The organism is Tardiphaga sp. OK246 (assembly GCF_900188215.1).
In the GTDB taxonomy this organism is placed as follows: Bacteria; Pseudomonadota; Alphaproteobacteria; order Rhizobiales; family Xanthobacteraceae; genus Tardiphaga; species Tardiphaga robiniae.
In genome coordinates, this window is record NZ_FZOX01000002.1 from 486434 (window position 1) to 512192 (window position 25759).

General features: G+C 62.4%; 25 protein-coding genes. 7 read left to right on the forward strand and 18 right to left on the reverse strand.

The genetic code is table 11. From position 1 onward, the window contains the following. Nucleotides 1-3: 3 nt before the first annotated feature. Together CHC01_RS09630 and CHC01_RS09635 are read right to left on the reverse strand one after the other, a co-directional pair. Nucleotides 4-1200, reverse strand: a complete 1197-nt coding sequence (locus CHC01_RS09630) for a GAF domain-containing sensor histidine kinase (RefSeq protein WP_089264085.1) — start codon at nucleotides 1198-1200, stop codon at nucleotides 4-6. A 200-nt stretch (nucleotides 1201-1400) separates the two neighbouring features. Next, on the reverse strand, nucleotides 1401-1916 hold the full coding sequence (locus tag CHC01_RS09635) for a BA14K family protein (protein WP_089264086.1): 516 nt from the start codon (nucleotides 1914-1916) through the stop codon (nucleotides 1401-1403). 287 nt (nucleotides 1917-2203) lie between these two features. On the opposite strand from CHC01_RS09635, the gene CHC01_RS09640 reads away from it, so the two are divergent. Together CHC01_RS09640 and aspA are read left to right on the forward strand one after the other, a co-directional pair. Further along, a complete protein-coding gene (locus tag CHC01_RS09640) occupies nucleotides 2204-2614 on the forward strand; it encodes an NADH:ubiquinone oxidoreductase subunit NDUFA12 (protein WP_089264087.1) in 411 nt (136 codons plus the stop codon). Between the two features lie 306 nt (nucleotides 2615-2920). Beyond that, nucleotides 2921-4336, forward strand: coding sequence for an aspartate ammonia-lyase (gene aspA, locus CHC01_RS09645; protein WP_089264088.1), 1416 nt, complete (start codon nucleotides 2921-2923; stop codon nucleotides 4334-4336). 22 nt (nucleotides 4337-4358) lie between these two features. Here aspA and aroQ read toward each other — a convergent pair whose 3' ends face one another. The 4 genes from aroQ to CHC01_RS09665 all read right to left on the reverse strand — a co-directional run bounded on the left by aroQ (nucleotide 4359) and on the right by CHC01_RS09665 (nucleotide 7744). Then, the gene (aroQ, locus tag CHC01_RS09650) at nucleotides 4359-4796 is read right to left on the reverse strand and encodes a type II 3-dehydroquinate dehydratase (RefSeq protein WP_089264089.1); all 438 of its coding nucleotides are present in this window, start codon (nucleotides 4794-4796) and stop codon (nucleotides 4359-4361) included. Nucleotides 4797-4810: 14 nt separating this feature from the next. After that, complete coding sequence (locus CHC01_RS09655) at nucleotides 4811-6091, reverse strand: TRAP transporter large permease subunit (RefSeq protein ID WP_089264090.1); 1281 nt, start codon at nucleotides 6089-6091, stop codon at nucleotides 4811-4813. Continuing rightward, complete coding sequence (locus tag CHC01_RS09660) at nucleotides 6088-6663, reverse strand: TRAP transporter small permease (RefSeq protein ID WP_089264091.1); 576 nt, start codon at nucleotides 6661-6663, stop codon at nucleotides 6088-6090. The genes CHC01_RS09655 and CHC01_RS09660 overlap by 4 nt, the downstream gene beginning before the upstream one ends. 61 nt (nucleotides 6664-6724) lie before the next feature. Continuing rightward, complete coding sequence (locus tag CHC01_RS09665) at nucleotides 6725-7744, reverse strand: TRAP transporter substrate-binding protein (RefSeq protein ID WP_089264092.1); 1020 nt, start codon at nucleotides 7742-7744, stop codon at nucleotides 6725-6727. A gap of 163 nt (nucleotides 7745-7907) precedes the next feature. On the opposite strand from CHC01_RS09665, the gene CHC01_RS09670 reads away from it, so the two are divergent. Further along, entirely contained in the window at nucleotides 7908-8642 is a 735-nt protein-coding gene (locus CHC01_RS09670; RefSeq protein ID WP_089264093.1) for a GntR family transcriptional regulator, read from the forward strand. Here the strand turns inward: CHC01_RS09670 and CHC01_RS09675 are convergent. The 3 genes from CHC01_RS09675 to CHC01_RS09685 are packed head-to-tail and all read right to left on the reverse strand — an operon-like array spanning nucleotide 8639 to nucleotide 10915. After that, the gene (locus tag CHC01_RS09675) at nucleotides 8639-9130 is read right to left on the reverse strand and encodes a GFA family protein (protein ID WP_089264094.1); all 492 of its coding nucleotides are present in this window, start codon (nucleotides 9128-9130) and stop codon (nucleotides 8639-8641) included. The genes CHC01_RS09670 and CHC01_RS09675 overlap by 4 nt on opposite strands. Nucleotides 9131-9160: 30 nt before the next feature. Then, complete coding sequence (gene lipP1, locus CHC01_RS09680; RefSeq protein ID WP_089264095.1) at nucleotides 9161-10108, reverse strand: LipP1 family hormone-sensitive lipase; 948 nt, start codon at nucleotides 10106-10108, stop codon at nucleotides 9161-9163. A gap of 27 nt (nucleotides 10109-10135) precedes the next feature. Beyond that, nucleotides 10136-10915, reverse strand: a complete 780-nt coding sequence (locus CHC01_RS09685; RefSeq protein WP_089264096.1) for an SDR family NAD(P)-dependent oxidoreductase — start codon at nucleotides 10913-10915, stop codon at nucleotides 10136-10138. Nucleotides 10916-11140: 225 nt separating this feature from the next. Here CHC01_RS09685 and CHC01_RS09690 point away from each other — a divergent pair, with 225 nt between their 5' ends. Next, nucleotides 11141-12091: a DUF2155 domain-containing protein gene (locus CHC01_RS09690; protein ID WP_089264097.1), complete on the forward strand. Its 951-nt coding sequence runs from the start codon at nucleotides 11141-11143 to the stop codon at nucleotides 12089-12091. 15 nt (nucleotides 12092-12106) lie between these two features. On the opposite strand, the gene aat is transcribed toward CHC01_RS09690, so the two are convergent. Further along, nucleotides 12107-12793: a leucyl/phenylalanyl-tRNA--protein transferase gene (gene aat, locus CHC01_RS09695; RefSeq protein WP_089264667.1), complete on the reverse strand. Its 687-nt coding sequence runs from the start codon at nucleotides 12791-12793 to the stop codon at nucleotides 12107-12109. 287 nt (nucleotides 12794-13080) lie between these two features. Here aat and CHC01_RS09700 point away from each other — a divergent pair, with 287 nt between their 5' ends. Both CHC01_RS09700 and CHC01_RS09705 read left to right on the forward strand, forming a co-directional pair. Continuing rightward, nucleotides 13081-14436, forward strand: a complete 1356-nt coding sequence (locus CHC01_RS09700) for an NAD(P)/FAD-dependent oxidoreductase (protein WP_089264668.1) — start codon at nucleotides 13081-13083, stop codon at nucleotides 14434-14436. A gap of 429 nt (nucleotides 14437-14865) precedes the next feature. Beyond that, a complete protein-coding gene (locus tag CHC01_RS09705; protein WP_089264098.1) occupies nucleotides 14866-16311 on the forward strand; it encodes a DASS family sodium-coupled anion symporter in 1446 nt (481 codons plus the stop codon). A gap of 57 nt (nucleotides 16312-16368) precedes the next feature. Here CHC01_RS09705 and upp read toward each other — a convergent pair whose 3' ends face one another. The 3 genes from upp to CHC01_RS09720 are packed head-to-tail and all read right to left on the reverse strand — an operon-like array spanning nucleotide 16369 to nucleotide 19549. Next, nucleotides 16369-16998, reverse strand: coding sequence for a uracil phosphoribosyltransferase (gene upp / locus CHC01_RS09710; protein WP_089264099.1), 630 nt, complete (start codon nucleotides 16996-16998; stop codon nucleotides 16369-16371). Nucleotides 16999-17037: 39 nt separating this feature from the next. Beyond that, a complete protein-coding gene (locus CHC01_RS09715; RefSeq protein ID WP_283805446.1) occupies nucleotides 17038-18282 on the reverse strand; it encodes a URC4/urg3 family protein in 1245 nt (414 codons plus the stop codon). A 10-nt stretch (nucleotides 18283-18292) separates the two neighbouring features. After that, nucleotides 18293-19549, reverse strand: a complete 1257-nt coding sequence (locus CHC01_RS09720) for a GTP cyclohydrolase II (protein ID WP_089264101.1) — start codon at nucleotides 19547-19549, stop codon at nucleotides 18293-18295. 251 nt (nucleotides 19550-19800) lie between these two features. On the opposite strand from CHC01_RS09720, the gene CHC01_RS09725 reads away from it, so the two are divergent. Further along, entirely contained in the window at nucleotides 19801-20298 is a 498-nt protein-coding gene (locus tag CHC01_RS09725; RefSeq protein ID WP_089264102.1) for a Crp/Fnr family transcriptional regulator, read from the forward strand. Here the strand turns inward: CHC01_RS09725 and CHC01_RS09730 are convergent. The 5 genes from CHC01_RS09730 to accC all read right to left on the reverse strand — a co-directional run bounded on the left by CHC01_RS09730 (nucleotide 20225) and on the right by accC (nucleotide 25732). Continuing rightward, nucleotides 20225-21064, reverse strand: a complete 840-nt coding sequence (locus tag CHC01_RS09730; protein ID WP_089264103.1) for a metallophosphoesterase family protein — start codon at nucleotides 21062-21064, stop codon at nucleotides 20225-20227. The two genes, CHC01_RS09725 and CHC01_RS09730, sit on opposite strands and share 74 nt — an antisense overlap. Nucleotides 21065-21211: 147 nt before the next feature. Further along, nucleotides 21212-22306: a response regulator gene (locus tag CHC01_RS09735; protein ID WP_089264104.1), complete on the reverse strand. Its 1095-nt coding sequence runs from the start codon at nucleotides 22304-22306 to the stop codon at nucleotides 21212-21214. Beyond that, entirely contained in the window at nucleotides 22303-22743 is a 441-nt protein-coding gene (locus CHC01_RS09740; RefSeq protein WP_089264105.1) for a response regulator, read from the reverse strand. Before CHC01_RS09740 ends, CHC01_RS09735 begins: the two co-directional genes overlap by 4 nt. Further along, nucleotides 22740-24263 carry a sensor histidine kinase gene (locus tag CHC01_RS09745; protein WP_089264106.1) on the reverse strand — a complete coding sequence of 508 codons (1524 nt, stop codon included), beginning with the start codon at nucleotides 24261-24263 and terminating at the stop codon, nucleotides 22740-22742. Before CHC01_RS09745 ends, CHC01_RS09740 begins: the two co-directional genes overlap by 4 nt. A 116-nt stretch (nucleotides 24264-24379) precedes the next feature. Next, nucleotides 24380-25732, reverse strand: coding sequence for an acetyl-CoA carboxylase biotin carboxylase subunit (gene accC / locus CHC01_RS09750; protein WP_089264107.1), 1353 nt, complete (start codon nucleotides 25730-25732; stop codon nucleotides 24380-24382). Nucleotides 25733-25759 lie beyond the last annotated feature (27 nt).

The following is a 25759-nucleotide window of genomic DNA, read 5'->3' on the forward strand; positions in this document are numbered from 1 at the left end:
TCGCTAGAGCGGTTTCGCCGCCAACGGCACTTTCACGGTGAAATGCGAGCCGTGGGTGAGGTCAGACTTCACCTCGATAACATGGCCGAGTGCTTCGGCCGTGCGCCGAACGATCGATAGTCCGAGGCCAAGGCCCTCGCTGGCCGGATTGATCTGGTGGAAGGCATCGAAGATCGCGGTGAGCTGTTCGGCGGGAATGCCGGTGCCAGAGTCCAGTACCTCGATGGTCACCGCGTTTGCGTGCTTGCGACAGCCGACCAGCACGCGACCGCGCTCGGTATATTTGATGGCATTGCCGACGAGATTGCCAAGGATCGCGCGCAGCATGCCGGGATCGCTGACAACCTGCGCCTTGCTCGGCACAATGACGAGGTCGAGGCCCTTGGCTTCGGCATGCAGGCGCCAGTTGGCGCTGATCGACTCGAACACGTCAGAGATCGGGAACGATCGCAGGTTCGGAATCCCAAAGCCGGCATCCAGCACAGATGTCTCGGCGAGACGGTCGAGCTCTTCCGCCATCCGCATGCCGGCGTCGATGGCATAGCCGAGCCGCTCACGATCCTTCTCGTCGGTCAGCTTGTTGCGGATGCGGTCGATCGCCATGATCATGACCTGCAATGGCTGCTTCAGGTCGTGGCCTGCGACCGCCATCAGCCGGCTGATATTGCGCTGAAGCCGATCCGACAGATGCAGCGCCCGGCGGAATTCCATCTGCGCCATGACCTGGCGGGCGAGGGCGGCCAGCACCTCGCGCTGTTCGACCGAGAGCACGCGCGGCTTGTCATCGAGCACGCAGACGGTGCCGAGCGGCAGGCCGTCCGGTGTGCGCAGCAGTGCGCCGGCATAGAAGCGCAAATGGGGCTCGCCGGTCACCAGCGGATTGCAGTCGAATCTTGGATCCTTGGTGACGTCCTCGACTTCGAGAAAACTGTGTTCGAGGATCGCGTGCGCGCAAATCGATTGATCCATCGGCGTCTGCCGCACGCCAAGACCGATCTCCGACTTGAACCACTGCCGGCCGTCATCGACGAGGCTAATGATCGAGATCGGCGTCTGGCAGACATAGCTGGCGATCTTGGTGATGTCGTCGAAGGATGGCTCAATGGCGGTGTCGAGAATGCCGTAGGAGCGCAGCGCCTTGAGGCGTTCGGCTTCATTGGGATGGAGCCTGGCGATCTTCGGCTTGTCTGACGCGTCCACTGAACCTGCTCACACCCGACGTCGACCCATCGAACCGGTAGATAGGTCCACATGTCTACCAACACTACGCGCGAGTTCCCTGAATGTCCCCCGTACGCTGCACCCACGTTCTTAGACCTTGAGACAGCAGGCGCAAACCAGAAACGACAAAAGACGATGCCGCGAGGCACCGTCTTTTGCGTAACGCTTAGATCGTCGTGTTACGGGCAGGCGTGACGCAGGCCGTCATAACCGAGATAGGTGCCCGTGCGGACATTGTACGACTTGTAGGTGCGGATGCAGTAGTCAACGTCGCCGCCGCCGGTGTCAGGAGCGACTTCGACCACATCCGGCGCGTCGTCATAATAGCTGCTGCCGTAATACGGGCTGCCGCCGTAATAGCCGTAGGAATTCCCGTAATAGCTGCTGGCGGCCAGACCGCTGCCAATAATGGCGCCGGCTGCGAAGCCCGGGCCGTAACCGCCGCCACGCCAGCCACCACCGCGCCAGCCGCCGCCGTGATTCCAGCCGCCGCCGCCGGGGCGCTGGCCGCCATGCCAGCCGCCACCTCCGCCACCAAAGCGCTGACCGCCGCCAGAGAACGTGCCGATCGTGCGCGCACCGCCGGGGCCGACGCCCACGACCTTGGTGTTTTGTGCGTAGCTGGGGGGCACCGCGAAGGCGGGGATGGCCACAGCGACGGCTGCTGCGACACTCAAGATTTTCAAATTCGTCATCGTTTGCTCCTGTCTGGGATGCATCTTCAACCCCCTGAAGGGACTGCCGTTCCCTGCCGCCACGCGGTTATTGCGCAACGACAGAATGATCGTCCGGAACTGTATGCGGCATGAATGGATTGCGCCGTTTCTGCGACCGCCGGTACTTTGGAGATAGGGTTCGGGGGAGGCCGATACGAGGCTTGTCACGATCAGTTGCAGGCGGCGATCGGTCGCGGCGGCAACTGGACATTTGGCGGCCCGGATGGCATCAACAACCCGACGAAAACCTTCGAACGGTTCAAAATATGAAACAGTTTCTGCTGAAATTCTTCACGTGGTGGAGCGGGACGACCTTCGGGACGAACCTGTGGACGTCGCGATTCGGCGAACTGGTCGGCACCGACGAGCAGGGCAACACATATTACCGCACCAAAGGCGGCAAGATCGACCCGACGCTGGGCTTCGAGCGCCGCTGGGTGATTTACAATGGCTATGCCGAAGCCACCAAGATCCCGCCGGACTGGCATGGCTGGATCCACCACACCGTGGACGTGCCGCCGACCGAAGAGAATTATACGCCGCGCGAATGGCAGAAGCCGCATCAGCCGAACCTGACCGGCACGCCCGCGGCCTATCGTCCGTCGGGCTCGACACTGGCCAGCGGCCGGCGTCCCAAGGCGACCGGCGACTACCAGGCCTGGACGCCGGGCTCGTAACAACTCACCCGTTCTGGACGACCGGTTGTGCGTGCCGCTCTGCGGCGCGCGCGGCCTCGCATTGTTTCCAGCCGCCAGCTCTTGCAGTGAGACCGGCAAGCACGTCCGGCGTGCGGCCTTGGATGAGCCCGCCTTGCAGGGCGGCGCCGGATTGTACTCGATCGACTGGGCTGGGGCGGATACGATATAGCCGTAACATGTGAGTTCGAGATGTTAGGTTTCGAAAGCTCACTGGGCATGATCGGGGACGGGGACGGCTGACGAGATCAATCGTCTGTTCACAGCGACAACTCAGGAAGATCCGACATGACCAACGACACGCGCAGTGAGCACGACCTGTTGGGCAACCGCGATGTTCCGGCCGACGCCTATTACGGCGTTCATACGCTGAGGGCCGTCGAAAATTTTCCGATCACCGGGATTCCGATTTCCATCTATCCCGAACTCATCAGTGCGCTTGCCGCGATCAAGCAGGCGGCGGCACTGTCGAATATGGAGCTGGGGCTGCTCGACAAGTTACGCGGCGATGCGATCATCGCTGCCTGCGAGGAAATTCGCGCCGGTCGCCTGCATGACCAGTTCGTGGTGGACGTCATCCAGGGCGGCGCCGGGACCTCCACCAACATGAATGCGAATGAGGTGATCGCCAATCGTGCGCTGGAAATTCTCGGTCATGGCAAAGGCGACTACGGGTACCTGCACCCGAACGAACAGGTCAATATGAGCCAGAGCACCAACGACGTGTATCCCACGGCGTTGAAGATCGCGACGTATCACGGCGTGTTTCACCTGATCGATGCGATGGCCGTGTTGCGCCAGGGTTTCGAACGCAAGGCCGAAGAGTTCAAGGATGTCCTGAAAATGGGCCGCACCCAGTTGCAGGATGCGGTGCCCATGACGCTCGGTCAGGAGTTCAGCACTTACGGCGTCATGATCGGCGAGGACGAGGACCGGCTCCGCGAGGCAGCACTGCTGATTTGCGAGATCAACATGGGTGCGACAGCCATCGGCACCGGGATCACGTCCCATCCGGACTACGCGCGTCTGGTCTGCCTGCATCTCGTCGCCATCACGGGCATGCCGCTGGTCACCGCCGTAAACCTGATCGAGGCCACGCAGGACTGCGGTTCGTTCGTTCAGCTGTCAGGCGTGCTCAAGCGGGTGGCCGTCAAGATTTCCAAGATCTGCAACGACCTCCGGCTGCTGTCGAGCGGCCCGCGCGCCGGTTTCAACGAGATCAATCTGCCGGCGGTACAGGCGGGTTCCTCGATCATGCCGGGCAAGGTGAACCCGGTTATTCCTGAGGTCGTGAATCAGGTTGCGTTCGAGGTGATCGGCAACGATCTCACGGTTACCTTCGCCGCCGAGGCTGGCCAGCTTCAGCTCAACGCGTTCGAGCCGATCATCGCGCACAGCCTGTTCAAGAGCGTCAGCCATATGCGGGAGGCTTGCCTGACACTGGAAAAACGTTGTGTCGCGGGTATCACCGCGAACCGCGAACGTCTCCGCGCCTATGTCGAGAATTCGATCGGTCTCGTCACTGCGCTCAATCCCTATATCGGCTACGCCAATGCCACCGCCGTCGCGGTCGAGGCCCATGCGACCGGCCGCAGCGTCTACGATCTGGTGCTGGAAAAAGGTTTGCTACCTGCAGCGACCCTTGCCGCCATTCTCCACCCCGACGTACTCACCAAGCCCCAGAGCATGTTGATCCGCGAATGAAGGCCGCATCGGTCCGGCGCGATCAACGCGTCGGCATCTGCGCGACCGCCAGCATCGCCGCGACATAGCCGTACGGTCCGAGACCGCAGATCACAGCGGTGGCAGCCTGCGAGAGCACAGAATGGCGATGATACTTGTCGCGCGCGTGGATGTTCGAAATGTGCAGCTCCACGATCGGTCCGTCGAACGCTTTCATGGCGTCGAGCATGGCGATCGATGTGAACGAATAGCCCGCGGGATTGATGATGATGGCGTCGGCATCCTGACGGGCCGACTGGATGAGATCGACCAATACGCCTTCGTGGTTCGACTGGTGGAACGCCAGCGCCAGTTTGAGTTTGACCGCCTGTTCCTCGCAGCTGGCCCTGATCTGGTCGAGCGTGGTGGTTCCGTAGATATGCGGCTCCCGCACGCCGAGCAGGTTGAGGTTGGGACCGTTGAGGATCATCACGCGTTTCATTATCGAACTTCCTTCTAGCCGCCGAGCCACTTCGCCGGCACCATCACGAGCGACGGAAACAGCGTCAGCAACGCCAGCACCACCAATTGTGCGATCATGAACGGCCAGACGCCGCGCATGATCTCGTCCATGCTCACCTTCGCCACGCCGCACACCACATTGAGCACCACGCCGACAGGTGGCGTGATCAGTCCGATCGCGTTGTTGATGATGAACAGCACGCCAAAATAGACCGGGTCGATGCCGGCCTCGCGGACGATGGGCATCAGCACCGGCGTCAGGATCAGGATGGTCGGCGTCATGTCGAGCGCCGTGCCGACGATGACGACGATGATCATCAACACGATCATCAGCAGCGTCTGGTTGCCCATGAAAGGGCGGGCGAGCTCGACGATCTGGCCGGAAATTTCGGCCACCGTGATCAGCCAGGATGACACCAGCGCCGCAGCGACCAGGAACATCACCACGGCAGTGATCTGGGCTGAACTGATCAGGATGTTCATCAGCTGCGCCAGCGTCAGCTCGCGATAGACGAACGTTGCCACGATGAAGGAATAGACTGCGACGACGACGGCAGCCTCAGTCGGTGTGAAGATGCCGAAGCGGAGGCCGACGATGATGATCATCGGCAGCATCAAGGCCCAGAAGCCGTCGATCAGCGCGCGAAAGATCTGCGCAAGGCTCTGGCGCGGCGGACTCACCGAGTTCTCGTTGCGTGCAACCCACCACCAGGCAAAGCACAGGCCGCCGCCGAGCATCAGGCCCGGCACCACGCCGGCGAGAAACAGTTTTGAGATGGAGACGCCAGCGGCGACGCCGAAGATCACGAATCCGATCGAAGGCGGGATCACCGGCGCGATGATGCCGCCGGCGGCGACGAGGCCGGCCGCGGAGGCGCGGTTATGCCCGGCCGCAACCATCATCGGGACCAGCAATGCGCCGAGCGCGGCGGCGTCGGCAACGGCAGACCCGGACAGCGATGCCAGGATGCAGGAGGTCAGGATCGCGACATAGCCGAGACCGCCGCGCAGATGGCCGACCAGGGCGATGGCGAAGTTCAGGATACGGCGGGCAAGGCCACCGGTGTTCATGATCTCGCCGGCCAGGATGAAGAACGGCACGGCCATCAGCGGGAAGGAATCGACGCCATTGATGACGTTCTGCGCGATGATCTGGGAGTCGAAGATATCCAGATAGGTCATCAGCGCGACGCCGCAGATGATCAGGGCGAATGCGATCGGCATGCCGATGGCCATCGCGCCGAGCAGCGAGAAGGTGAAGATGCTGATGGTCATCGGCGGTCGTTCCCGTTGGCAGGGGCGGGCGCCGCAGGGACATGCTCCTCGGATTCACTGATGGCGATCAGCTCCGACGTGGCGAGCTGGCCGCTGAACAGGCGATAGAGGTCATGCAGCAGGATCGGGATCGAGGCGACGCCGAAGACGAGACCTGCGGCGTAGAACAGGCCGACGGAGAGACCGGAGGCGGGCGCCGTCGTGTCCCAGTTCAGCACTGTCTGTTTCCACGAGCCTTCGGTGAGCAATACAGAGGCGTAGAGCATCAGCGCGTGACTGAGTGTGTAGCAGATCTTGCGGCCCATCGGCGACAGCAGCTTCACGAAACTGTCGACGCCGAGATGGGCGTGTTCGCGGAGGCCGACGATGGCGCCGAGAAACACCATCCAGACGAACAGCCAGCGCGACAGCTCCTCGGAAATGGCGATGCCCGAGTTGAAGACGTAACGTAGAACCACATTGCCGAAGACCAGGACCACCATGGCGGCGAGCAACACCGCCATGACGATCTTGATCGACCGGTAATAGGCTTCGACGATCCTGCTTGTCGCAGTAGTTGATGAAGCGGACATGGATGCTTTCGCAGTGAGCGTGGGATCGTCGCGTAGTGAAGGTTGGTGATGCGCGGCTCACTCAGTCCTTGTGAACGCGCTCAAGTTCACTGTTGAACAGCTTGACGATCTCCTGATCGTAGTCGGCGGAGAATTTTGCCGCGATCGGCTTGGTTTTGTCGCGCATCTTCGCAAGCTCGGCCGGAGCGATCTCGTTGACCTCCATGCCCTTGGCCTTCAGCTCGCCGATGGAAGCCGCTGCGGCATCGCGGCTGACCTTGCGCTGATAGTCGCGGGCCTCGTTGGCGGCATCCTGCAGGATCTTCTGCTCGTCCTTGGAGAGCTTGTCCCAGAACACCTTGCTGACCAGGATGATGTTGGTGGAGTAGGTGTGGTTGGTGACGCTGAGATATTTCTGCACCTCATAGAACTTGTTCGACAGGATCACTGAGAACGGATTTTCCTGGCCGTCCACCGTGCGTGTTTCCAGCGCGGTGTAGAGCTCGGAGAAGCTCATCGGCACCGGATTGGCGTTGAACGCCTTGAAGGTCTCGAGATAGACCGGGTTCGGGATCACGCGGATCTTGATGCCGTCGAGGTCTTCGCCCTTGGTGATCGGGCGGCGGCTGTTGGTGACGTTGCGGAAGCCGAGATCCCAATAGCCGAGACCGATCAGACCCTTCTCCGGCAGCTTGGCCAGCAGGGCCGAGCCGAGCGGGCCGTCCAGCAGCGCGTCGGCCTGTTTCGGCGTCGAGACGATGAACGGGAAATCGATCAGCCCGTAATCCTTGACGATGCCGACCAGCGAGGTCGTCGCGGGCGACTGCATTTCCTGAGTGCCGGCGCGCAATGCCGACTGCTGCTGCATCTCGGAGCCAAGCTGGTTGGCGGGATATTCGCGCACCTTCATCTTGCCGCCGCTCTTGGCCGCAACGAGTTCGGTGAACTTCTGCACGCCTTTGCTGACGGGATGATCGGTGTTGTTGAGGTGACCCCAGCGGATGGTGCGCTCCTGCACCTGGGCCGAGGCCGGGCCACCGGCGATGGCGAGGGTGGCGGCGATGGCGGCAAGCCAGACGGCGGACTTCGAGTGTACGGACATGTGGAAGCTCCCTTGGATGGTATTTTTACTTCTTGGCGCCACCGTCATCTACGACAAAACAAAAATCAACCGATATTTTACATTATCTATGATGATTTGTGTCTGAGGCGCGGGGTGATGTATGGTGGCGCAGCGCGACCATTCCTCGTCACCAGGACCTTTCATGCTGGATACCCCCATTGCGGACCGCGCCGGAGAGACCGTCGGCGACAGCGCCTATCGGCGTATCCGCAACGACGTGATTTTCGGCACGCTTGAGCCCGGCCAGAAGCTGAAGCTGGAGAAGATGAGCGTCGCCTATGGCACCAGCGTCTCGACGCTGCGCGAGACACTGAACCGATTGTGCTCGGAAGGCTTCGTCGTCGCCGAAGGCCAGCGCGGCTTCGAGGTTACGTCGATCTCGGCCACCGAATTCCAGCAGATCGCCGAATTGCGCGAACTGCTCGAGGGCCATGCCATCGAGCAGTCCTTCAAATCAGGCGATCTCGATTGGGAAGCGCTGGTGGTCTCGGCTCATCACAAGCTGTCCGCCATGGAAAAGGCCATGCTGGCCGGCGACAAGTCGAAGACCGAGGCCTGGAAACAGTGCGACTGGCAATTTCACCGCGCGCTGATCGCGGCCTGCGGCTCGCAGGTGCTGCTCGATGCGCTGTCGGCGGCTTACGACAAGTATCTGCGCTACCAGATGCTGGCCGTGGTGTTTCGCGGTGAGGTCGCTGCCGTCGAGCACCGTGAATTGATGAATGCTGCGCTGGCACGGGATTCCGCGAAGGCGCGAAAACTGCTGCACACCCACATCCATGACTGCGTGAAGCATGCGCTTGGCAATTCGGACTGGCTGAGACCGGCTCCGTCGCGGCAGCAAGCCATCCAGCAGCGCAGGAAACCGAAAACCTAGAACGGCTCGTCGTTGGGAGTCCGCTTCTTCTTTCTTCCCGGACGCTCCCAGACGACACCCGGAAAGCCCTTGAGCGGAACCAGCGGCTCGCCGGTGTAGGTCCACTCCTGCAACTCCTCGATGCCGATATGATAAAGCGGCTGCCGGCCGGTGCGGCTGCCGAATAACGCGCGGGGAATGTTGACCATGTGCGGCGAGCGGGCGCGCTCGTAAAACACCGGCGTGCCGCATCGGGCGCAGAAGCTTCGCGCGGTTCCCGACGTTTTGTCTTCGAAGCGTGTGATCTCCGCTTCGCCTGCGGTGACGCGGAAACGCTTGCGCCAGCTGCCGACATAGGTGGCGTAGGCCGCGCCATGCGCCTGACGTGTTGCGCGGGAATGATCGTGCCACGCCCAGCGCGCCGGAAAATCGATTTCGAACTGAACCGTGCCGCACAGGCAATGGCCCCTAACCGGACCGCCGGGTGCGATCTTCTCCGGCTTCTTCATTGCGATTGCTCCCGGGGCGCCGCCAGCGCGCTAGCCCAACCCTTTCAGCCATTCCCCCATCTCGTGGAGCGCGGTGTTCGCCTTGGGCAGGATCTTGCCCATGGTGATGAAGCCGTGGAATTGCCCGGGATAGGTTTTGTAGGCCACGGCGACGCCGGCCTCTGACAAGCGCCTGGCATATTCGTCGCCTTCGTCACGCAGCGGATCGGCGCCGGCGGTCATGACATAGGCCGGCGGCAGGCCCGCGAGCTTGTCCATGCGGGCAGGCGAGGCGCGCCAGTTGTCCACGTCGGCCTTGCTGGTGAGATAGTGGTCGGCGAACCAGCGGATGACGTTGTGTGTCAACAGGCAGCTCGTTTCCGGCTCGCTGTGTGAGGGATGGTTCATGCGAAAATCAGTGGCGGGATAGATCAGCAACTGGCCGGCGAGCTTTGGCCCGCCATTGTCCCGCGCATCGATGGCCACGATGGCCGCGAGATTGCCGCCAGCGCTGTCGCCGCCGATGCTGATCTGCTTCGCATCCACATTGAGCTGCACGGCATTGTCGGAGATCCAGCGCGTCGCGGCGATGGCGTCGTCGATGGCTGCCGGAAACTTGTGCTCGGGCGCGAGGCGATAGTCGACCGAGATGACGATCGTCTCGCCTTCATGGGCGAGGATGCGACACACCACGTCGTGGCTATCGAGATCGCCGATCACCCAGCCGCCGCCATGGAAGAACACCAGGCATGGCGACATGCCGTCCTTTTTGCGCAGGGTCTTCGGTGTGTAGAGGCGCACGGGAATAGTGCCGGCCGGGCCGGGCACCGTCATGGATGTCACCGACGCCAGTTCCGGCGGTTCGGGATTGGCGACCGGGCGCGCTTTCAAATACCACTCGCGCGCTTCCTGCGGTGAGATCGTCTCATAGGGCGGACGGCCGGCATCGCGAAAGACGTTGAGAACGGCAGCGGCATCGGGATCGAGAACAACGGGCATGTGATCTGCTCTTGGTTTTCTTGATGTTTAAGCGGAGGTGCGGCCGCCATCGACGGTGTAGGCGGAGCCGGTGACGTAGCTCGCATCATCGGAGGCGAGGAAGGCCACGATCGGGGCGACTTCCCGGGCGAGGCCGAGCCGGCGCTGCGGCACGCGATCGACGACCTTCTCGACCGGGGCAGGCGCCCCGCGGCCGACGCGTGCGTCCACAATCGCACTCAGCATGCGGCTGTCGATCAGGCCGGGACAGACGCAGTTCACGCGCACATTGGTGCCGGTGCATTCCTGCGCTGCGCTCTTGGTGAGGCCGATCACTGCGTGTTTGCTGGCGCTGTAGACGGCGACTTCGGCCGAGCCGATGATGCCGGCGATGGACGCGGTGTTGATGATCGAGCCCTTGTTGGCCTTCAGCATCACTGGCAGCACGTGCTTCATGCCGAGAAAGACGCCGACCACATTGACGTCGAGCACTCGCCGGAAGTCGGTAAGCGACATCTTCACGATGGGCGTGATCGTGCCCTCGATGCCGGCGTTGTTGTAGAAAATGTCGATGGTGCCGAAGCGTTTCACCGTGGCGGCGACATAGCCGATGACGTCTTCCTCGCTCGTCACGTCGGCGGTGAGAGCGAGCGCTTCGGCGGAGGCGGGGAGTTCTGCGACCGCGCGCTGCAATGCGCCGGCATCGCGATCCACCGCGACGATTTTGGCGCCGCGCGCCGCCAGTAGCTTGATGGTCTCGGTGCCGATTACCCCGGCCGCGCCGGTGACGACGGCGATTCTGCCGTCCAGACGGATTCCGTCAGTCATCTTGAACGTTCTCCCCATGCTCCGGTTTGTTCCGGATTGATGGCTGGTCGCGTATCGCGCGCCTGCCTGATGTGGACTATTTCACGGGGAGAATGACCTGACCAGCCGGGCGGTATGGGGAGCAGGGTGCCCTTTCGCCGCCGCATTCGGCGTGTTAACCGGAGGCGATTACGCGGCCATTCTCCTACAATGTCGCGAGCCTGATTCTCGATTGAGCCGCGCCGCATGTTGCGAACCCTGACCATTGCCGGATTTGCGGCCCTTCTGGCCGCCACCTCACTGTCGCCTGCACCTGTGCAGGCGCAGTTCGGTCCGCTGTTCGGCGACACGCCGCCGCGCCCGCCGGGGGCCGTGCCGCGTGGCCAGCAACCCCCGCCGCCCATGGACGACGAGGAAGAGGTGCCGGAACTGCCGCAGGGCCGTCTGTTGCCGACCCGTCCCGGCATGGGCGCACCGCCGCCCGGCGCCGTGCAGTCGCAGCCGCTGGCGCCGCCGCCCGGCAGCAACACCACTATCGTTCCGCAGAACCCGCCGGGAACGCGGCAGTCCGATCTGCCACCGCCCTTGGGCGTATCGCCCGGTCAGCCCGCGCCGCAACCCGGGCAACAGCCCGGTGTCGCCAACGCGCCGCCTGTCGCCGCTCCCAACGGCCGCCAGCCGCCCAAGGTGGCGCCGCCGACGCCCGCCACGCTGCAGCCCGGCGATGAAGTCGTCACCGAGCCGCCGGCGCAGAAGATCGTCAACAAGAAGGCGAGCTTCTCGGGCCTCGACAAGATCACCGGCCGCATCATCAATTTCGACGCCGATATCGGCGAGACTGTGCAGTTCGGCGCGCTCCGCGTGAAGACCGATGCCTGCTACACGCGTCCGGCGACCGAGGCCGCGAATACAGACGCCTTCGTCGAGGTCGATGAAATCACGCTGCAGGGCGAGGTGAAGCGGATCTTCTCCGGTTGGATGTTCGCGGCCAGTCCGGGCCTGCACGGCGTCGAGCATCCGATCTACGATATCTGGCTGACCGATTGTAAGCAGCCGGAAGCCACGGTTGCGACGACACAGCCCGACGCACCGCGTGCCCCGCCGCCGGCCCAGAAGCGTGCGCCGCCGAAACAGCAGCCGCGTGCCCAGCAGCAGCCCCTGCAGCCGCCGCCGGGCTTCCCGGCGTTCCGGCAGTAAGCGTTACGGCGCGTCTTAAGAGGCGCTATTCCGTCCCGCGATGATGTCCAGCACCGTCGCGCCCTTGAGCGGGAAATCCATCGGCAGTCTGTCGAATTCCGCAATGCCGTCGAGCGACGCGTCGAGCAGCTTGCGATAGCGGGCCCGCGGCACTTCCTGTGCGCCGAAGCTCAGCAGGTGATCGGTGACATATTGGGTGTCGAGCAGCTTGAAATCGCCGGCGATCAGCCGGGCGACCAGATGCACCAGCGCCACCTTCGAGGCGTCGCGCGCATGATGAAACATGCTCTCGCCGAAGAAGGCACGGCCGAGCGAGACGCCATACAGGCCACCGGCCAGCGTGTCGTCCTGCCAGACTTCGACGCTGTGGGCGTGGCCCATCTCATGCAGCTCGCCATAGAGATCGCGGATGCGCGTGTTGATCCAGGTGTCCTCCCGGCCCGGCTTTGGCGCGGCACATTCGGCCATCACGCGCTTGAAGGCGGTGTTGACGGTCACCGTGAAAACATCGGAGCGCACCGTGCGGGCGAGGCGTGAACTGATGCGAAACCCATCCAGCGGAATGACGCCGCGCTGCTCGGGCTCGACCCAGAACAGGCCGGGATCGTCGGCGCTTTCCGACATCGGGAAGATGCCGCAGGCATAGGCGCGCAACAGCAGTTCGGGCGTGACCTCGGAAGAGGCGGAGTCGCGTGAGCTCATGCGGCCAGCATAGCAGGCGGAGGCGGCGCGGGCGACGGTCTCGGCGCTCAACAGGCGCTGAGCGGATTGAGGGTGCCTCGGAGGATCGAAATCACGAACCAAGCAATGCTTATGCCCGGCATTTGGCTTACTTATTGGATCGGTCCTGGTCGCGCAGGGCACACTGACGCCAACGCGGGCTGATCAATCTGGAACCGCTCAACAACCGGCCTGGCGCGCCCGATTGTTGCTTGATTGTTCGGACGACGGGCATAGCTATCAGGATGCAGGCAGGGAGCCTGTTCACCATGACGAATATCGTGACAATCGACGGCAAGGCATCGATCAGAACGACAACGCCTCATCGGGTGGTCGTTGTCGGTGCCGGCTTCGGCGGGCTGGAGACCGTATATCGGCTGACCGGTTCCGATATCAGCATCACCATTGTCGATAGCCGCAATCATCACCTGTTTCAGCCGCTGCTGTATCAGGTCGCGACCGCATCGCTGGCGACGTCGGAGATCGCCTGGCCGATCCGTTATCTGTTGCGTGGACGCAAGGATGTGACGACACTGCTCGGCACCGTGACCGGCGTGGATGCGGCGGCGCGCCGGGTGCTGCTCGATGACGGGCAGACGCTGCCCTATGACACACTGGTGCTCGCCACGGGTGCCGGCCACGCCTATTTCGGCCATGATGAATGGGAGCCGTTCGCGCCGGGCCTCAAGACGCTGGAAGATGCGACCACGCTGCGCCGCCGTATTCTCACGGCCTTCGAGCGTGCCGAACGCGAGAGCGATCCCGTCAAGCGCGCGGCATTGCTGACCTTCGTGATCATCGGCGCCGGGCCGACGGGTGTCGAACTCGCCGGCACCATCGCGGAGCTCGCGCGGGTGACGCTGCCGGAAGATTTTCGCAATATCAATACGCGCGAGACGCGCGTGGTGCTGATCGAGGCGGGGACACGCGTGCTCGCTGGATTTCCGGAGGACCTGTCGGCCTATGCACAGCGCTCGCTGGAGAAGCTCGGCGTCGAAGTCGCGCTCGGATATGCGGTGTCGGATTGCAACATCGATGGCGTTGTCTACGGCGACAAGGCACTCGGTGCCAGGACGATCATCTGGGCGGCAGGCGTGCGCGCGTCGCCGGCTGCCGAATGGTTGGGCGTTGCCGCTGATCGCGCCGGGCGTCTGCAGGTCAATCCGGATCTCACAGTGCCGGGTCATCCCGAGATATTTGCTGTCGGTGACACCGTGACCATTGCTGCCCCTGATGGCAAGCCAGTACCTGGCATTGCCCCGGCAGCAAAGCAGGAAGGGCGCTATGTCGCGTCAGCAATCAAGCAACGTTTGCGTGGTGAGACGCCCGCACCGTTTCGCTATTCGCATGACGGCAGTCTCGCACAAATCGGCAAGAAGCTGGCCGTGATCGACTTCGGTCGCGTCAGGCTGCGCGGCGCGCTGGCGTGGTGGATCTGGGGCATCGCCCATATCTACTTCCTGATCGGGCTGCGTAATCGTCTTGCAGTTGCGATCAACTGGCTGTGGATCCACACGCTGGATCAGCGCGGCGCGCGGCTGATCACGCAGGGGCGTGCCGTGGTCGACAGCCAATCCGTGCCGTCGCATAGCGGCGAGGAGAAGCGCGTCAGTTCGGCGCGCTGAAATCTTAGGGCGGTTTGGCAAAAATAGATGCCATGGATGCCGCCAAGTGTAGGGCGGCTGATCCAGTCTGAGAGCGTCGCCTGACTATACGCACCGGCGAGCTACACGCACGCAATGTGCCGATGACTGGCTGTGGCAGCTTCACGCATGATTTGTCCTCGGGCTTGCTCCCATGCGGTGAAGAAAACCATCCGATAGACGAGCATTTCCTGCGCTCCATGTCGCGTTCGGGGGCTGCCGGCGCAACGGACCCGGCTGCATGACAGCGCGACGTTTGCTGCGGATGCGAAAGGAAAGAGAGGCGCGCTCTAAGATGGTGATACATGCGGCGCAGATCGCGTTGGCGGTTGCTCGCCGGGCAATAACTGGTGTTACGTTGCCGGACGTATTGTCGCAGGTACGGCGGCTCGGCTCGCCGGAGGAGATGCCGTGTCGCTGAGCTGGAAGAAGATTGCACCTCTCGCTGTTTGGCTGGTGCTGTACGTCATCCCGATTCCGGCAGGGCTTGTCGCTAATCAGTGGCATTATTTTGCCGTTTTCGCTGCGGTGATTACCGGCCTGATCCTGGAATCCATGCCCGTTGGCGCGGTCGGTCTGATCGGTCTGACCTTTGCGGGCGTGATGGGATATGTCGAACACGATCCCAACAAGTCGCTGCGCTGGATGTTGAGCGGATTCTCCGAAAGCACGGTGTGGCTGATTGTCGGTGCCTTCGTATTCTCGATCGGCTATCGCAAGAGCGGTCTTGGCAGGCGTCTGGCCTTGCTGCTGGTTCGCGGCCTCGGGCGCAACACGGTGGGACTGGGTTATGCCGTTGCGCTGTCCGATCTCGTTCTCGCGCCGGCGACGCCATCGAACACCGCGCGCAGTGGCGGCACGGTCTATCCGATTGTCAGCAACATCCCGAAGATCTACGGATCGGAGCCGGGTCCGACAGCCGGCAGGATCGGAACCTACGTGATGTGGACCGCCTTCGCGGCGACTGCGGTCACGAGCTCGATGTTCCTCACCGCGCTTGCGCCCAATGCGGCTGCACTGAGCATCGCCAAGAAGATCGTGAGCGTGGACGTCGGCTGGTCACAGTGGTTCATCGGCTTCGCGCCCCTCGGCGTGCCGCTGATTTTGCTTCTGCCACTGCTGAGCTACGCAATTTGCCGACCGGAGGTGAAAGAAAGCCCGGAGATCGTGGCGTGGAGCGCGGGTGAGCTCGCATCCATGGGCGCGTTGTCGCGTAGCGAATGGATCATGGCCGGACTGGTCGTGCTTGCGATGTTCCTGTGGATCACCGGATCCAATCCCGACATCTCGCTGCCTGGCCTCGGTTCGAACTTCATCAATGCGACCATGGTGGTGTTCGTTGTGATCTCGCTGATGCTCGTCACCGGCGTCATCACGTTTTCCGACATCATTGCCGAGAAAGCAGCATGGGAGGTGTTTTTCTACTTCACATCGCTGCTGACGTTGTCATCCGGCCTCAACGACATCGGTTTCATCAAATGGGCTGCCGCCGGCCTGGCGGCTCCACTCGCCACATTCAGCCCGACCATCGCGATGATCCTGCTGGTCTCGATCTTCTTCTGGATCCACTATTTTTTCTCGAGCATTACGGCGCATGCGGCGGCGATGCTGCCTGTCGTGCTGGCGGTGGGGTCGAGCATTCCCGGAATCCCGATGTCGACTCTGACATTGCTCTGCATCTATTCGCTTGGCCTGATGGGCGTGATCTCGCCCTATGCCACCGGACCCGCGCCGATGTATTTTGGCAGCGGCTATATCGGCAAGGCCGACTTCTGGAAGTTCGGCCTGATTTTCGGGTTGATCTATTTCGCCGGCTTGCTGCTGGTCGTGATGCCCTGGCTGCTGATGATCAACTGAGCCACAGTCCAAGGAAGTGTCGTGTGGTCGGAGGCGCCCGCGTGTCGGTGCACCTCGCTACCTGGTGCCGTAAGCGCGGTCACCGGCGTCACCGAGACCCGGCTCGATATAGGCGTGCTCGTTCAGCCGGTCGTCGATCGCCGCGGTCCAGATCGGGACGTCCGGATGATAGCCGCGTAGACGTTCAATACCTTCGGGCGCGGCCAGCAGGCAGACGAAGCGGATATCCTTGGCGCCGCGCTCCTTGATGCGATCGATGGCAGCCACCGCGGTGTTTGCCGTGGCCAGCATCGGATCGATCACGATGACGAGGCGCTCGTCGAGATTGGTCGGCGCCTTGAAGAAGTATTCCACGGCCACAAATGTTTCGGGATCGCGGTACAGCCCGATATGCGCGATACGCGCTGACGGGACGAGGCCGATCATGCCTTCGACGAAAGAGAGGCCGGCGCGAAGGATCGGTGCGAAGACCAGCTTCTTGCCGGCGATTTCCTTGCCGGTCATCTTCATGATCGGCGTTTCGATCTCGACATCGGTGAGCGGAAGGTCGCGCGTCACCTCGTAGCACAGCAGCATGCCGATTTCGTTGAGCAGTTCGCGAAAGCCCTTGGTCGAGCGGTTCTTGTCGCGGATCAGCGTCAGCTTGTGCTGCACCAGCGGGTGATTAACGATCGTGACGCCGTCCATGAACCTCATCCGTTGCGAGAGTGTAAAACCGTCTTTGATCTAGAAAACCGTACCGTCGCTGATGACCTTCACCGGCGGCGAATGATCCTCGCGGCGCTCGCGCGCCAGGATGCGACCGGCGGCCCATGTGCCTCCTTCGAGCACCTTGGCCAGCGGCAGCGACGTCGCGTCGAGCTTCAGTCTTTGTCGCAGGCCGCCGGCGACGCGGTCAAGTAGCGCCACGGTCAGCGCTCGCCATTCCACCACCAGCGGCGACGATACGTCGTGCTCTCGCGCGGCGTCAGCGGGATCGCGGAATTTCAGGACACCGCCATCAACGAAAAGGCCACCATTGCGATATTCGGCCAATCCCGTGAGGCCGTCGATATCGGTCACATCGATGCCTGCGGTCTGCAGCGGTTCGATCAGCGAATAGGCCAGCCATTGCGACAGCTTGTGGAGGGGCACAAGGCCGCTCGTCGCATCCGAGGTCGTCATCGCCGGATGCTTCCAGCAATCACCGAGCGCGATGCCCTCCAGCGTCAGCCGCGACGGCCAGATCGGGCCGAGTTGCAGCAGCAGTTCCAAGAGGATGATGGGAGCGGGCAGGCGGCCATTGTCAGCCAGCGACGCCAGGCGGTCGAACAATCCGCCGGGCCGCGGCCTATCCCTGGTGCCGAACACATCGGGCTTCGACGCCACGTGTTCGCCAAGCCGGCGCAGCAGATCGGCGCGGCCGTCGATGCCGACCATTGGATTGGTGTCGGAGACCTGCATGCCGCGCTTGAGATCGCTGACGTCGAGCTCTGCGAGCTTGCTGGCATCGGCGCGCAGTGGCTGCGCGGGATCGGCAGAGAACGTGCCGCCGGCGAACATCGCAAGGCTCGCGAGACCGAGACCTTCGGAGCGGCCGATGGCCGCGCCGGTTTGGGGATCGGTATAGCGCCAGGTTGGACCGGCCCCGGCATCGAGGAACACGCTGGTGATGGCGAGATCGAATTCCGCGCGTCCGCGTGCCGCGCGATCAGGCCATGAAATGCCATCCGCGACATCGGCCCAGCGATTGTCGCCGGCATTGACGAAGTGACGCCAGCGCGAGTGGAACGGGACATCGAGCGACGGATAGGAGGCGCGCGTCGTGTCCAGCACCAGGTTGATCACGTCGTTCATGCGCGTGAGATCGATACGGAAGTTCGGCAGTTTGTCGTCGAGGCCGAGGTTCAGCATGCGTTGCGCACGGGTGCGCACGGCGTGAGCTGACAGTAACGAGAGGGCGGCAGAGGCTTCCGGGGTCTGGGGATTCACTGCTGATATCTCAATACTTCTCAAGCCCGCGACCGACGGAGTCGATCAGATCCTGCGGTGTCACCGGGGCCGGCGTGAAGTAGCCGGCCGCCTTCTTGGCGGCGATCTCCACATGCGCATCGGCCGGGATCATGTCGTCGGGGATCGGCACGCGCTCGACGATTTCGACGCCCTGACTGGTCAACGCATCATGCTTCATGTCGCTCATGGAAATGAAGCGATCGATGCGCTTGAGGCCGAGCCAGTGCACCACATCCGGCATCAATTGCTGGAAGCGTGCATCCTGCACGCCGGCGACGCATTCGGTGCGTTCGAAATACTGCGCAGCGGCGTCGCCGCCTTCCTGGCGCTTACGCGCATTGTAGACCAGAAACTTGGTGACCTCGCCGAGCGCGCGGCCTTCCTTGCGGTTGTAGATGATGATGCCGAGACCGCCAGACTGGCCGGCGCGTGCGCATTCCTCGATGCCGTGAATCAGATAGGGACGGCAGGTGCAGATATCGGAGCCGAACACGTCCGAGCCGTTGCACTCGTCGTGAACGCGGCAGGTGATCTTGGTCATGTGATCCGGCAGCTTGCTGACGTCGCCGAACAGATAGGCGGTAGTCCCGCCGATCGGCGGCAAGAACACCTGCAGGTCAGGCCGCGTCACGAGTTCGGGAAACATGCCGGCGGTCTGTTCGAATAGCTGGCGGCGCAGATTGTTCTCGCTGGTATTAAAGCGTTTGGCGAGACCGGGCAGATACCACACGGGATCGATGGCAATCTTGACGACGGAGACGCTGCCATTGGCATGCACGACGTCGCCGTCGTGTTTGAGGCGACCGCCGGCGATCGCGGCCTGCAGCTCGGGCAGATCGAGCCGCGCCTTGGTGATCGCAATGCTCGGGCGGATATCGATCCCTTCGGCGATCTCGGGCGCAAAGTTTTCGGCAACGAGATGACCCCAGGGATCGAGCGATACGATCTTCTCGGGATCGGTCCATTGTCCGAAAGGCCCGACGATAGCAGCGGGATGGGTATTTGTGAGATCGGGACGCTTCAGCGGATCAAGCGCGCCGGATGAAACCGCGAGTGCGCGATAGACCGAATAGGAGCCGCCATGGGTGCCAATGACGTTGCGGTCCTGCGGGCGGGAAACGGTGCCGATGACCGGTCCACGTTCGCGTGCGGAGGCTGCGCCCCACTGGATCGGGAAGTGATGCTTGGCGCCCGGCGCAGGATGCGACGTCAGGCGAATATGATCGATCCGGTTGGAACGGCTCATCGCAAAGGCCCCCTAAAATGGCAACGGCCCGTCTGGAAGGACGGGCCTTATTGCTAAGGAAGCAACTAACTATAACTATCTCCCGAACAAATGCAACAGGAAGAAAGACGTGGTAGCCGGGGCGGGACGTCTCGCAAGCTCCGCCGCACCCAATATGCGCCGGTTGCCGACAATTTCGGCGCAATCGGGCCTTGTGTCACGCGATCGTCACGGCGAGCATACGCTTTATCAACCATGTTGGAGTGCCTGATATGCGCGCCGTTCTGGATCATTGCAGCGATGGCGTGAAGCACAGCGTTGGAGCTGGCGATACGATCATCCGGGAAGGACAGACCAGCGGGCATTTGTTCGTGCTGATCGAAGGGCAGCTCGATGTCGTCAAGGGCGACACGGTGGTTGCGAGTTTGACCGAACCCGGTGCTGTAGTCGGTGAAATGTCGGTGCTCCTCGAACAGCCGCATACCGCGACCGTGCGCGCCGCGATGGAGACGCAAGTCTATGAGTTCGAGAATGCGACGGATTTCCTGCGGGATCACCCGACCGTCGCGCTGATGATCGCGCGGTTGCTCGCGCAGCGGCTCAATGTGGCGACGAGTTATCTCGCCGATATCAAGCAGCAATATGCCGGCCATGGTACGCATCTGTCGATGGTCGGTGAACTCCTGGACAACATGGTCAACCTGTCGCCGACGAAGGTGTCACCAGGTTCGGATCGGGGCTCGGATCGACAAAACGATCCACGGATGTGAGCCATGCGGGCGCGACCTTGATCGGTAACGCCGGACGCTGCAGCGGAGCGTTCAGATCGATATGGTCAGCGCCTTCCGCCGATAGCCAGAATGCTGTGCCGTCATCGAGGTCGAGTACGATGTAAGTTGGCGGCCGACCGAACTGTCGGCCTGCATTGAACACCCAGGTCTCACCAATCCGGTCGTACCATGAGCCGTCTTTGACAAACGGAGACTCATGCACGTGGCCTGAGATCACCATCGCGGGCCGATGCGCCTCGATCCATTGCACCAGTTCGACATCGCCGAAGTAACGCTTGCCGCCCCAGCTCGTCGGCGAGTTGGTCGGCGGTGCGTGATGGACCCAGATCCAGCGTTTTGCACTTTGTGCGGATGCTTCGCTGAGTTGTTGCACGATACGCTGCTGCACCAGCGGACCGTCCCACCATGGGCAAACCGTGAAGAGCGTATCACCGATGGTGAGACTGTCACCATCACAAGCAATGCCGAGTTGCCTAACATCGCCGACCCATCGCGCGATCTTCTCGCCTTCATCGTTGCGTTCGTCGAGATCGTGATTGCCAGAGCACAGGATCACCTTGGTGCGTTGGGCAAGCAGGCCGAGATACTTTTTCACCACCAGGATTTGAGCGCGGAAGTCGACGACCGAGGCGATATCAAGAGCGTCGCCAGCAAAGATCACGAGGTCGAATTGCGGCGCGACGCTGAGTAGCCAGTCGAACTGGGGCAGCGAATAGTGGAGATCGGCTACGACAAGGCAGCGCATATGAAATCCAAGGTCCGGAAAGAAATAGAAATATCAGCAGACTGAAAGGTGCAGTCTAGGCATGCGATGGAACCGCGCAAGGCGAACGGGCGCGGCATATTTGTGCAGGTTGGGGGTGTTTAAGGCGCGGCCGCAGCGCAGGCAGGCCTAGCCCGCCGCACTCACAGGCGGCTTGGCCGCGGGCTTGGTGACGGCACAGAACCGCAGCACGATGCGGGTGCCGGTATGGTCGGGATCCCGCTCGACGGAAGCTTCGAGCTTGCTGGCCATGGCATTGACGATGCGCTGGCCCATGCCGGTGGAGCGCGGGTCGACTTTCACGTTGAGGCCGACGCCATCGTCAGTGATCGACAGTTCGAGCTGGTCGCCCTGCGCGGTGAGCACGACATGGATCGGGCCGGCGCCGTCGGGATAGGCGTATTTGACGGCGTTCATCACCAGCTCGTTGACGATGATGCCGATGGCCACGGCGCGGTCCGGGTCGATCTCGACGGACTCAGCTTTCAGCGTCAGGCGCGACATCCGGTTGCCCTCGGCCGAGCGACGGAGATCTTCCAGCAGGGCTTCCAGATACTGATTGAGCAGCACGCTGTTGAGGTCGTGCGAGGTGTACAGCCGGCGATGGACCTGCGCCACGGCCGCGACACGGCCCATGGCATTGGTCAGTGCCACCTTGACGTGATCTTCACTGGTTGAATTGGCCTGTAGATGGAGCAGCGAGGCGATGATCTGCAATGAGTTGCCAACGCGGTGATTGACTTCGCGCAGCAGCACTTCACGCTCGGCTGCGAGGGCCGCGTAGCGATCACGCGATGCGTGGACTTCGGCTTCGGCGTCGTCGCGGGCCTTTGATATCAGGGCCTGTTTGATGGCGGTCGTGCAGGCGACATGCAGCAGCGGCAGGAAGTCGCCCTGGGTGTCCTTCACCAGATAGTCGGCGGCACCCGCCTTGAGGGCGGTCACGGCAATCTTGCTGTCCTGCGACGCCGTGACGAACACCACCGGGGGCGGCGAGGGCAGTTTCTGGATCTGCTCAAGCGTTTCCAATCCGTCGAGGCCCGGCATGTACTGATCGAGCGCGATGACGTCGATGCCACCCTGCTTGATCCGTTCGATACCGGCTTCGCCATTGTCGCAATGCTCGACGCCAAAGCCCTGCCGCGTCAGGCCGCGCGACACCAGCCGCGCAAGACCTGCGTCGTCATCGATATACAGCAGCGTAGGCGTCGTGGCAGATGTCATGTGGACGCTTGCGGAACCTGAATGACGGAGAAAAACAGACCGAGTTGGCGGATCGCGTTGGCGAAGCTCTCGTAGTTCACGGGCTTGGTGATGTAGACGTTACAGCCCAATTCGTAGCAGCGTTTGATTTCCTGCGCGTCGTCGGTGGTGGTGAGGACCACGACAGGCGCGCATTTGAGAAATTCGTTCTCTTTGACACGCTTCAGGATATCGATCCCGGTCATGTCGGGCAGGTTGAGGTCGAGCAGAATCAGCAGGGCTTCGCCCTTGTGATCGAGGCCAGTGCTATCTTTGCCGAACAGATAGTTGACGGCGTCTGTACCGTTGGTGAACGGGATGATCTCATTATTGACACCCGAGCGCCTGATATTGCGTTCGATCAGACGGGCGTGACCCTCGTCGTCTTCGATCATAATGATGGTAACTGGCTTACTCATGTTTGTTTATCCCGGTTATGCCCCGTCCATCTGGCCGGCAGCGTGACGGTGAAGTTGCTGCCGTTGCCGAGTTCCGATGACACCGACATGGTGCCGCCCATTCGTCGCACCAAAGCGCGCACATGGGCCAATCCGATGCCCTGGCCGGGCTTGTCCTGTGTACCCGCACGGCGGAAAAGATCAAAGATGCGCTGATGATCCCGGGGATCGATGCCGCGGCCGTTGTCGATAATCTCGAAGATCGCAAAGCCCATCTTGGTGCGGCCCTTGACGCGAATGTCGCCAGGGACGCCGGGCTTCAGATATTTCAACGCATTGTCGATCAGGTTGCCGAAGATCTGTTCCATTGCGAGACGATCGCTCTCGATGTCAGGCAATGGCTCGATGCGGATCTGGGTTTCGGTCTCGGCTGCCTGATGCGCTACGGTGGAAGCGATGCCTTCGATGAGTTCGCGAGTGTCGATCTTGACGGGCTTGAATTCGCGTCGGCCCTCGCGGGTTAGATTGAGGATCGCGCTTATCAGGCGGTCCATCTTGCCGATCGACGATTTGATGAAGCCGAGCGCTTCGGTGAAATCGGCGGAGAGTTGCTTGTCCTGTTCGGGCAGCGCCGGCTCCGGCAATTCGCCGTTCACATCGGGCACGACGGGGTCCGCATTGGCGAGCGTTGCGATGCGCCTGAAGATATCGCCGCGCAGCTCTTCGAGCTCGCTGGTGAAGCCCATGATGTTGACCAGCGGCGAGCGCAGGTCGTGGCTGACGATATAGGAGAAGCGCTGCAGCTCGTCGTTGGCCTCGCGCAAGTCGGCGGTGCGCTCCTCAACGGCGGCTTCGAGGTCGATGTTGCTGTCGCGCAACCTGGCCTCCGCCTCATCGCGGGCGTTGGACGAGCGGCGCACGAGGAAGATCGACAGCGCCGCCAGGAGCACCACCAGGCCGGAGCCGGCCACGGTGACCCACGAGGCCCATTGCTGGCTCTGGTCGGCCGTCCGGGTGCGTTCGACGAACAGGCGGCCTTCCTCGGCGCGCATCGCGCGGGTGATATCGGCGATGTCCTGAACGGCCTGATTGGCGCCGCCGCGACGCAGGATGTCGATGCTCGACTGGATGTCGTTGTTCTTGATGCGGTCGATCCCCCTGGCGAATTCCGCCAGTCGCTGCTCGACGGCTGCACGCAGTTTGACCGTGTTGGCGACCTGGGCTGGATTGTCGTTGGCGAGTGCCACCAGTCTGTCGACGGCCGGCAGGATCGCGGCCGCAGAGGTTTCGTATTCGGAAAGGAATTGTGGACCGCTGGACAGCAGATAGGCGCGGGTCGCGCTTTCGGTCCGGCGGATTTCCAGCAGCAGGTTCGATATCTGGTTCTGGACTTCGACGGTGTGGACCACCCACCTGGAATCGTCACGTGCCTGGTTCACCAGGATAACGGAGGCCGCGCTGATGGCGGCAAGCACCAGCAATCCCGCCAAGAGCACCAGGATTTGCCATAGCGCTCGCCTGCGGGCGGCGTCAGCGGTCACGTAATACTCGCTTGGATTGCAGATTGGACTTCAATATGGCCCCCGCCGCCGGACGTCTCCCGGCAGCACAAAAAACGCGGATCGAGGCGATTGGTTCCAGACTGATCCCAAATGTTTCAGGTCTTGGGAGGCTTGCCCGCGAGATACTGTTCCAGCCAGTGGATGTGGTAGTCGCCCTCGATAATGTCGCTTTCCCGGGCCAGAGCCCGGAACAGCGGCAGGGTCGTCTCGACGCCGTCCACCACGATCTCGTCCAAGGCCCGGCGCAGCCGCATTAGGCATTCCGGCCGGTTCTTCCCGTGAACGATCAGCTTGCCCACCAGCGAGTCGTAATAGGGCGGGATCTTGTAACCCTGATAGACCGCGGAATCGATGCGCACGCCGAGGCCGCCGGGGGCGTGATACTGGGTGATCGTACCGGGCGAGGGCCGGAAGGTCTCCGGGTTCTCGGCATTGATGCGGCACTCAATGGAATGGCCGATGATGTTGACCTCTTCCTGGGTGCAGGGCAGGTCGCCGCCGGCGGCGATGCGGATCTGCTCCAGCACAAGATCGATGTCGGTAATCATCTCGGTGACGGGATGTTCGACCTGGATACGGGTGTTCATTTCGATGAAATAGAACTCGCCATCCTCGTACAAGAACTCAATGGTGCCAACGCCGAGATACTGCATGTCCTGCATCGCCTTGGCGCAGATGCCGCCGATCCTGGCGCGCGCTTCCGGTGACAGGATCGGCGAGGGGCCTTCCTCCCAGACCTTCTGGTGACGGCGCTGCAGCGAGCAATCGCGCTCGCCGAGATGCAGCGCGCCGCCGCGGCCGTCGCCCAGCACCTGAATTTCGATGTGGCGCGGCTTCTGCAAATACTTTTCGAGATAGACCGACGCGTCGCCGAACGCAGCCTTGGCCTCGTTCGAGGCAGTGGACAGCGCCATCAGCAGATCGGCTTCGGTCTGCGCGACCTTCATGCCGCGGCCGCCGCCGCCGGCGGCTGCCTTGACGAGGACCGGGAAGCCGATCTCGCGGGCGATGGCTATGGCATCGTCTTCGGGGCCGACGCCGCCGTCGGAGCCGGGCACGACGGGGATGCCGAGCCGCTTGGCGGTCTTCTTGGCTTCGATCTTGTCGCCCATCAGGCGGATGTGCTCGGCCTTGGGGCCGATGAACTTCAGATTATGGTCGGCGAGGATCTCCGCGAAGCGCGCATTTTCCGACAGGAAGCCGTAACCGGGATGCACCGCATCTGCGCCGGTGATTTCACAGGCGGCGAGCAGCGACGGGATGTTGAGGTAGCTGTCTTTCGACGCCGGCGGGCCGATGCACACGCTCTCGTCGGCGAGGCGCACATGCATGGCGTCGGCGTCCGCTGTTGAATGCACGGCCACGGTCGCGATGCCGAGCTCCTTGCAGGCCCGCAGGATGCGCAATGCGATCTCGCCGCGGTTGGCGATCAGGATTTTCTCGAACATGGCGTTCCGAAGTCAGAGGACGTTGTG

What these genes read in the sequence shown, in the direction of transcription:
- CHC01_RS09635 (WP_089264086.1), bottom strand. Translation starts at nt 1,916, where the DNA reads ATGACGAATTTGAAAATCTTGAGTGTCGCAGCAGCCGTCGCTGTGGCC.
- upp (WP_089264099.1), bottom strand. Translation starts at nt 16,998, where the DNA reads ATGGACGGCGTCACGATCGTTAATCACCCGCTGGTGCAGCACAAGCTG.
- accC (WP_089264107.1), bottom strand. Translation starts at nt 25,732, where the DNA reads ATGTTCGAGAAAATCCTGATCGCCAACCGCGGCGAGATCGCATTGCGC.
- aat (WP_089264667.1), bottom strand. Translation starts at nt 12,793, where the DNA reads ATGAGCTCACGCGACTCCGCCTCTTCCGAGGTCACGCCCGAACTGCTG.
- CHC01_RS09740 (WP_089264105.1), bottom strand. Translation starts at nt 22,743, where the DNA reads ATGAGTAAGCCAGTTACCATCATTATGATCGAAGACGACGAGGGTCAC.
- CHC01_RS09735 (WP_089264104.1), bottom strand. Translation starts at nt 22,306, where the DNA reads ATGACATCTGCCACGACGCCTACGCTGCTGTATATCGATGACGACGCA.
- CHC01_RS09720 (WP_089264101.1), bottom strand. Translation starts at nt 19,549, where the DNA reads ATGAGCCGTTCCAACCGGATCGATCATATTCGCCTGACGTCGCATCCT.
- aroQ (WP_089264089.1), bottom strand. Translation starts at nt 4,796, where the DNA reads ATGAAACGCGTGATGATCCTCAACGGTCCCAACCTCAACCTGCTCGGC.
- CHC01_RS09675 (WP_089264094.1), bottom strand. Translation starts at nt 9,130, where the DNA reads ATGAAGAAGCCGGAGAAGATCGCACCCGGCGGTCCGGTTAGGGGCCAT.
- lipP1 (WP_089264095.1), bottom strand. Translation starts at nt 10,108, where the DNA reads ATGCCCGTTGTTCTCGATCCCGATGCCGCTGCCGTTCTCAACGTCTTT.
- CHC01_RS09640 (WP_089264087.1), top strand. Translation starts at nt 2,204, where the DNA reads ATGAAACAGTTTCTGCTGAAATTCTTCACGTGGTGGAGCGGGACGACC.
- CHC01_RS09685 (WP_089264096.1), bottom strand. Translation starts at nt 10,915, where the DNA reads ATGACTGACGGAATCCGTCTGGACGGCAGAATCGCCGTCGTCACCGGC.
- CHC01_RS09725 (WP_089264102.1), top strand. Translation starts at nt 19,801, where the DNA reads ATGCGCGCCGTTCTGGATCATTGCAGCGATGGCGTGAAGCACAGCGTT.
- CHC01_RS09655 (WP_089264090.1), bottom strand. Translation starts at nt 6,091, where the DNA reads ATGACCATCAGCATCTTCACCTTCTCGCTGCTCGGCGCGATGGCCATC.
- CHC01_RS09670 (WP_089264093.1), top strand. Translation starts at nt 7,908, where the DNA reads ATGCTGGATACCCCCATTGCGGACCGCGCCGGAGAGACCGTCGGCGAC.
- aspA (WP_089264088.1), top strand. Translation starts at nt 2,921, where the DNA reads ATGACCAACGACACGCGCAGTGAGCACGACCTGTTGGGCAACCGCGAT.
- CHC01_RS09690 (WP_089264097.1), top strand. Translation starts at nt 11,141, where the DNA reads ATGTTGCGAACCCTGACCATTGCCGGATTTGCGGCCCTTCTGGCCGCC.
- CHC01_RS09660 (WP_089264091.1), bottom strand. Translation starts at nt 6,663, where the DNA reads ATGTCCGCTTCATCAACTACTGCGACAAGCAGGATCGTCGAAGCCTAT.
- CHC01_RS09730 (WP_089264103.1), bottom strand. Translation starts at nt 21,064, where the DNA reads ATGCGCTGCCTTGTCGTAGCCGATCTCCACTATTCGCTGCCCCAGTTC.
- CHC01_RS09665 (WP_089264092.1), bottom strand. Translation starts at nt 7,744, where the DNA reads ATGTCCGTACACTCGAAGTCCGCCGTCTGGCTTGCCGCCATCGCCGCC.
- CHC01_RS09700 (WP_089264668.1), top strand. Translation starts at nt 13,081, where the DNA reads ATGACGAATATCGTGACAATCGACGGCAAGGCATCGATCAGAACGACA.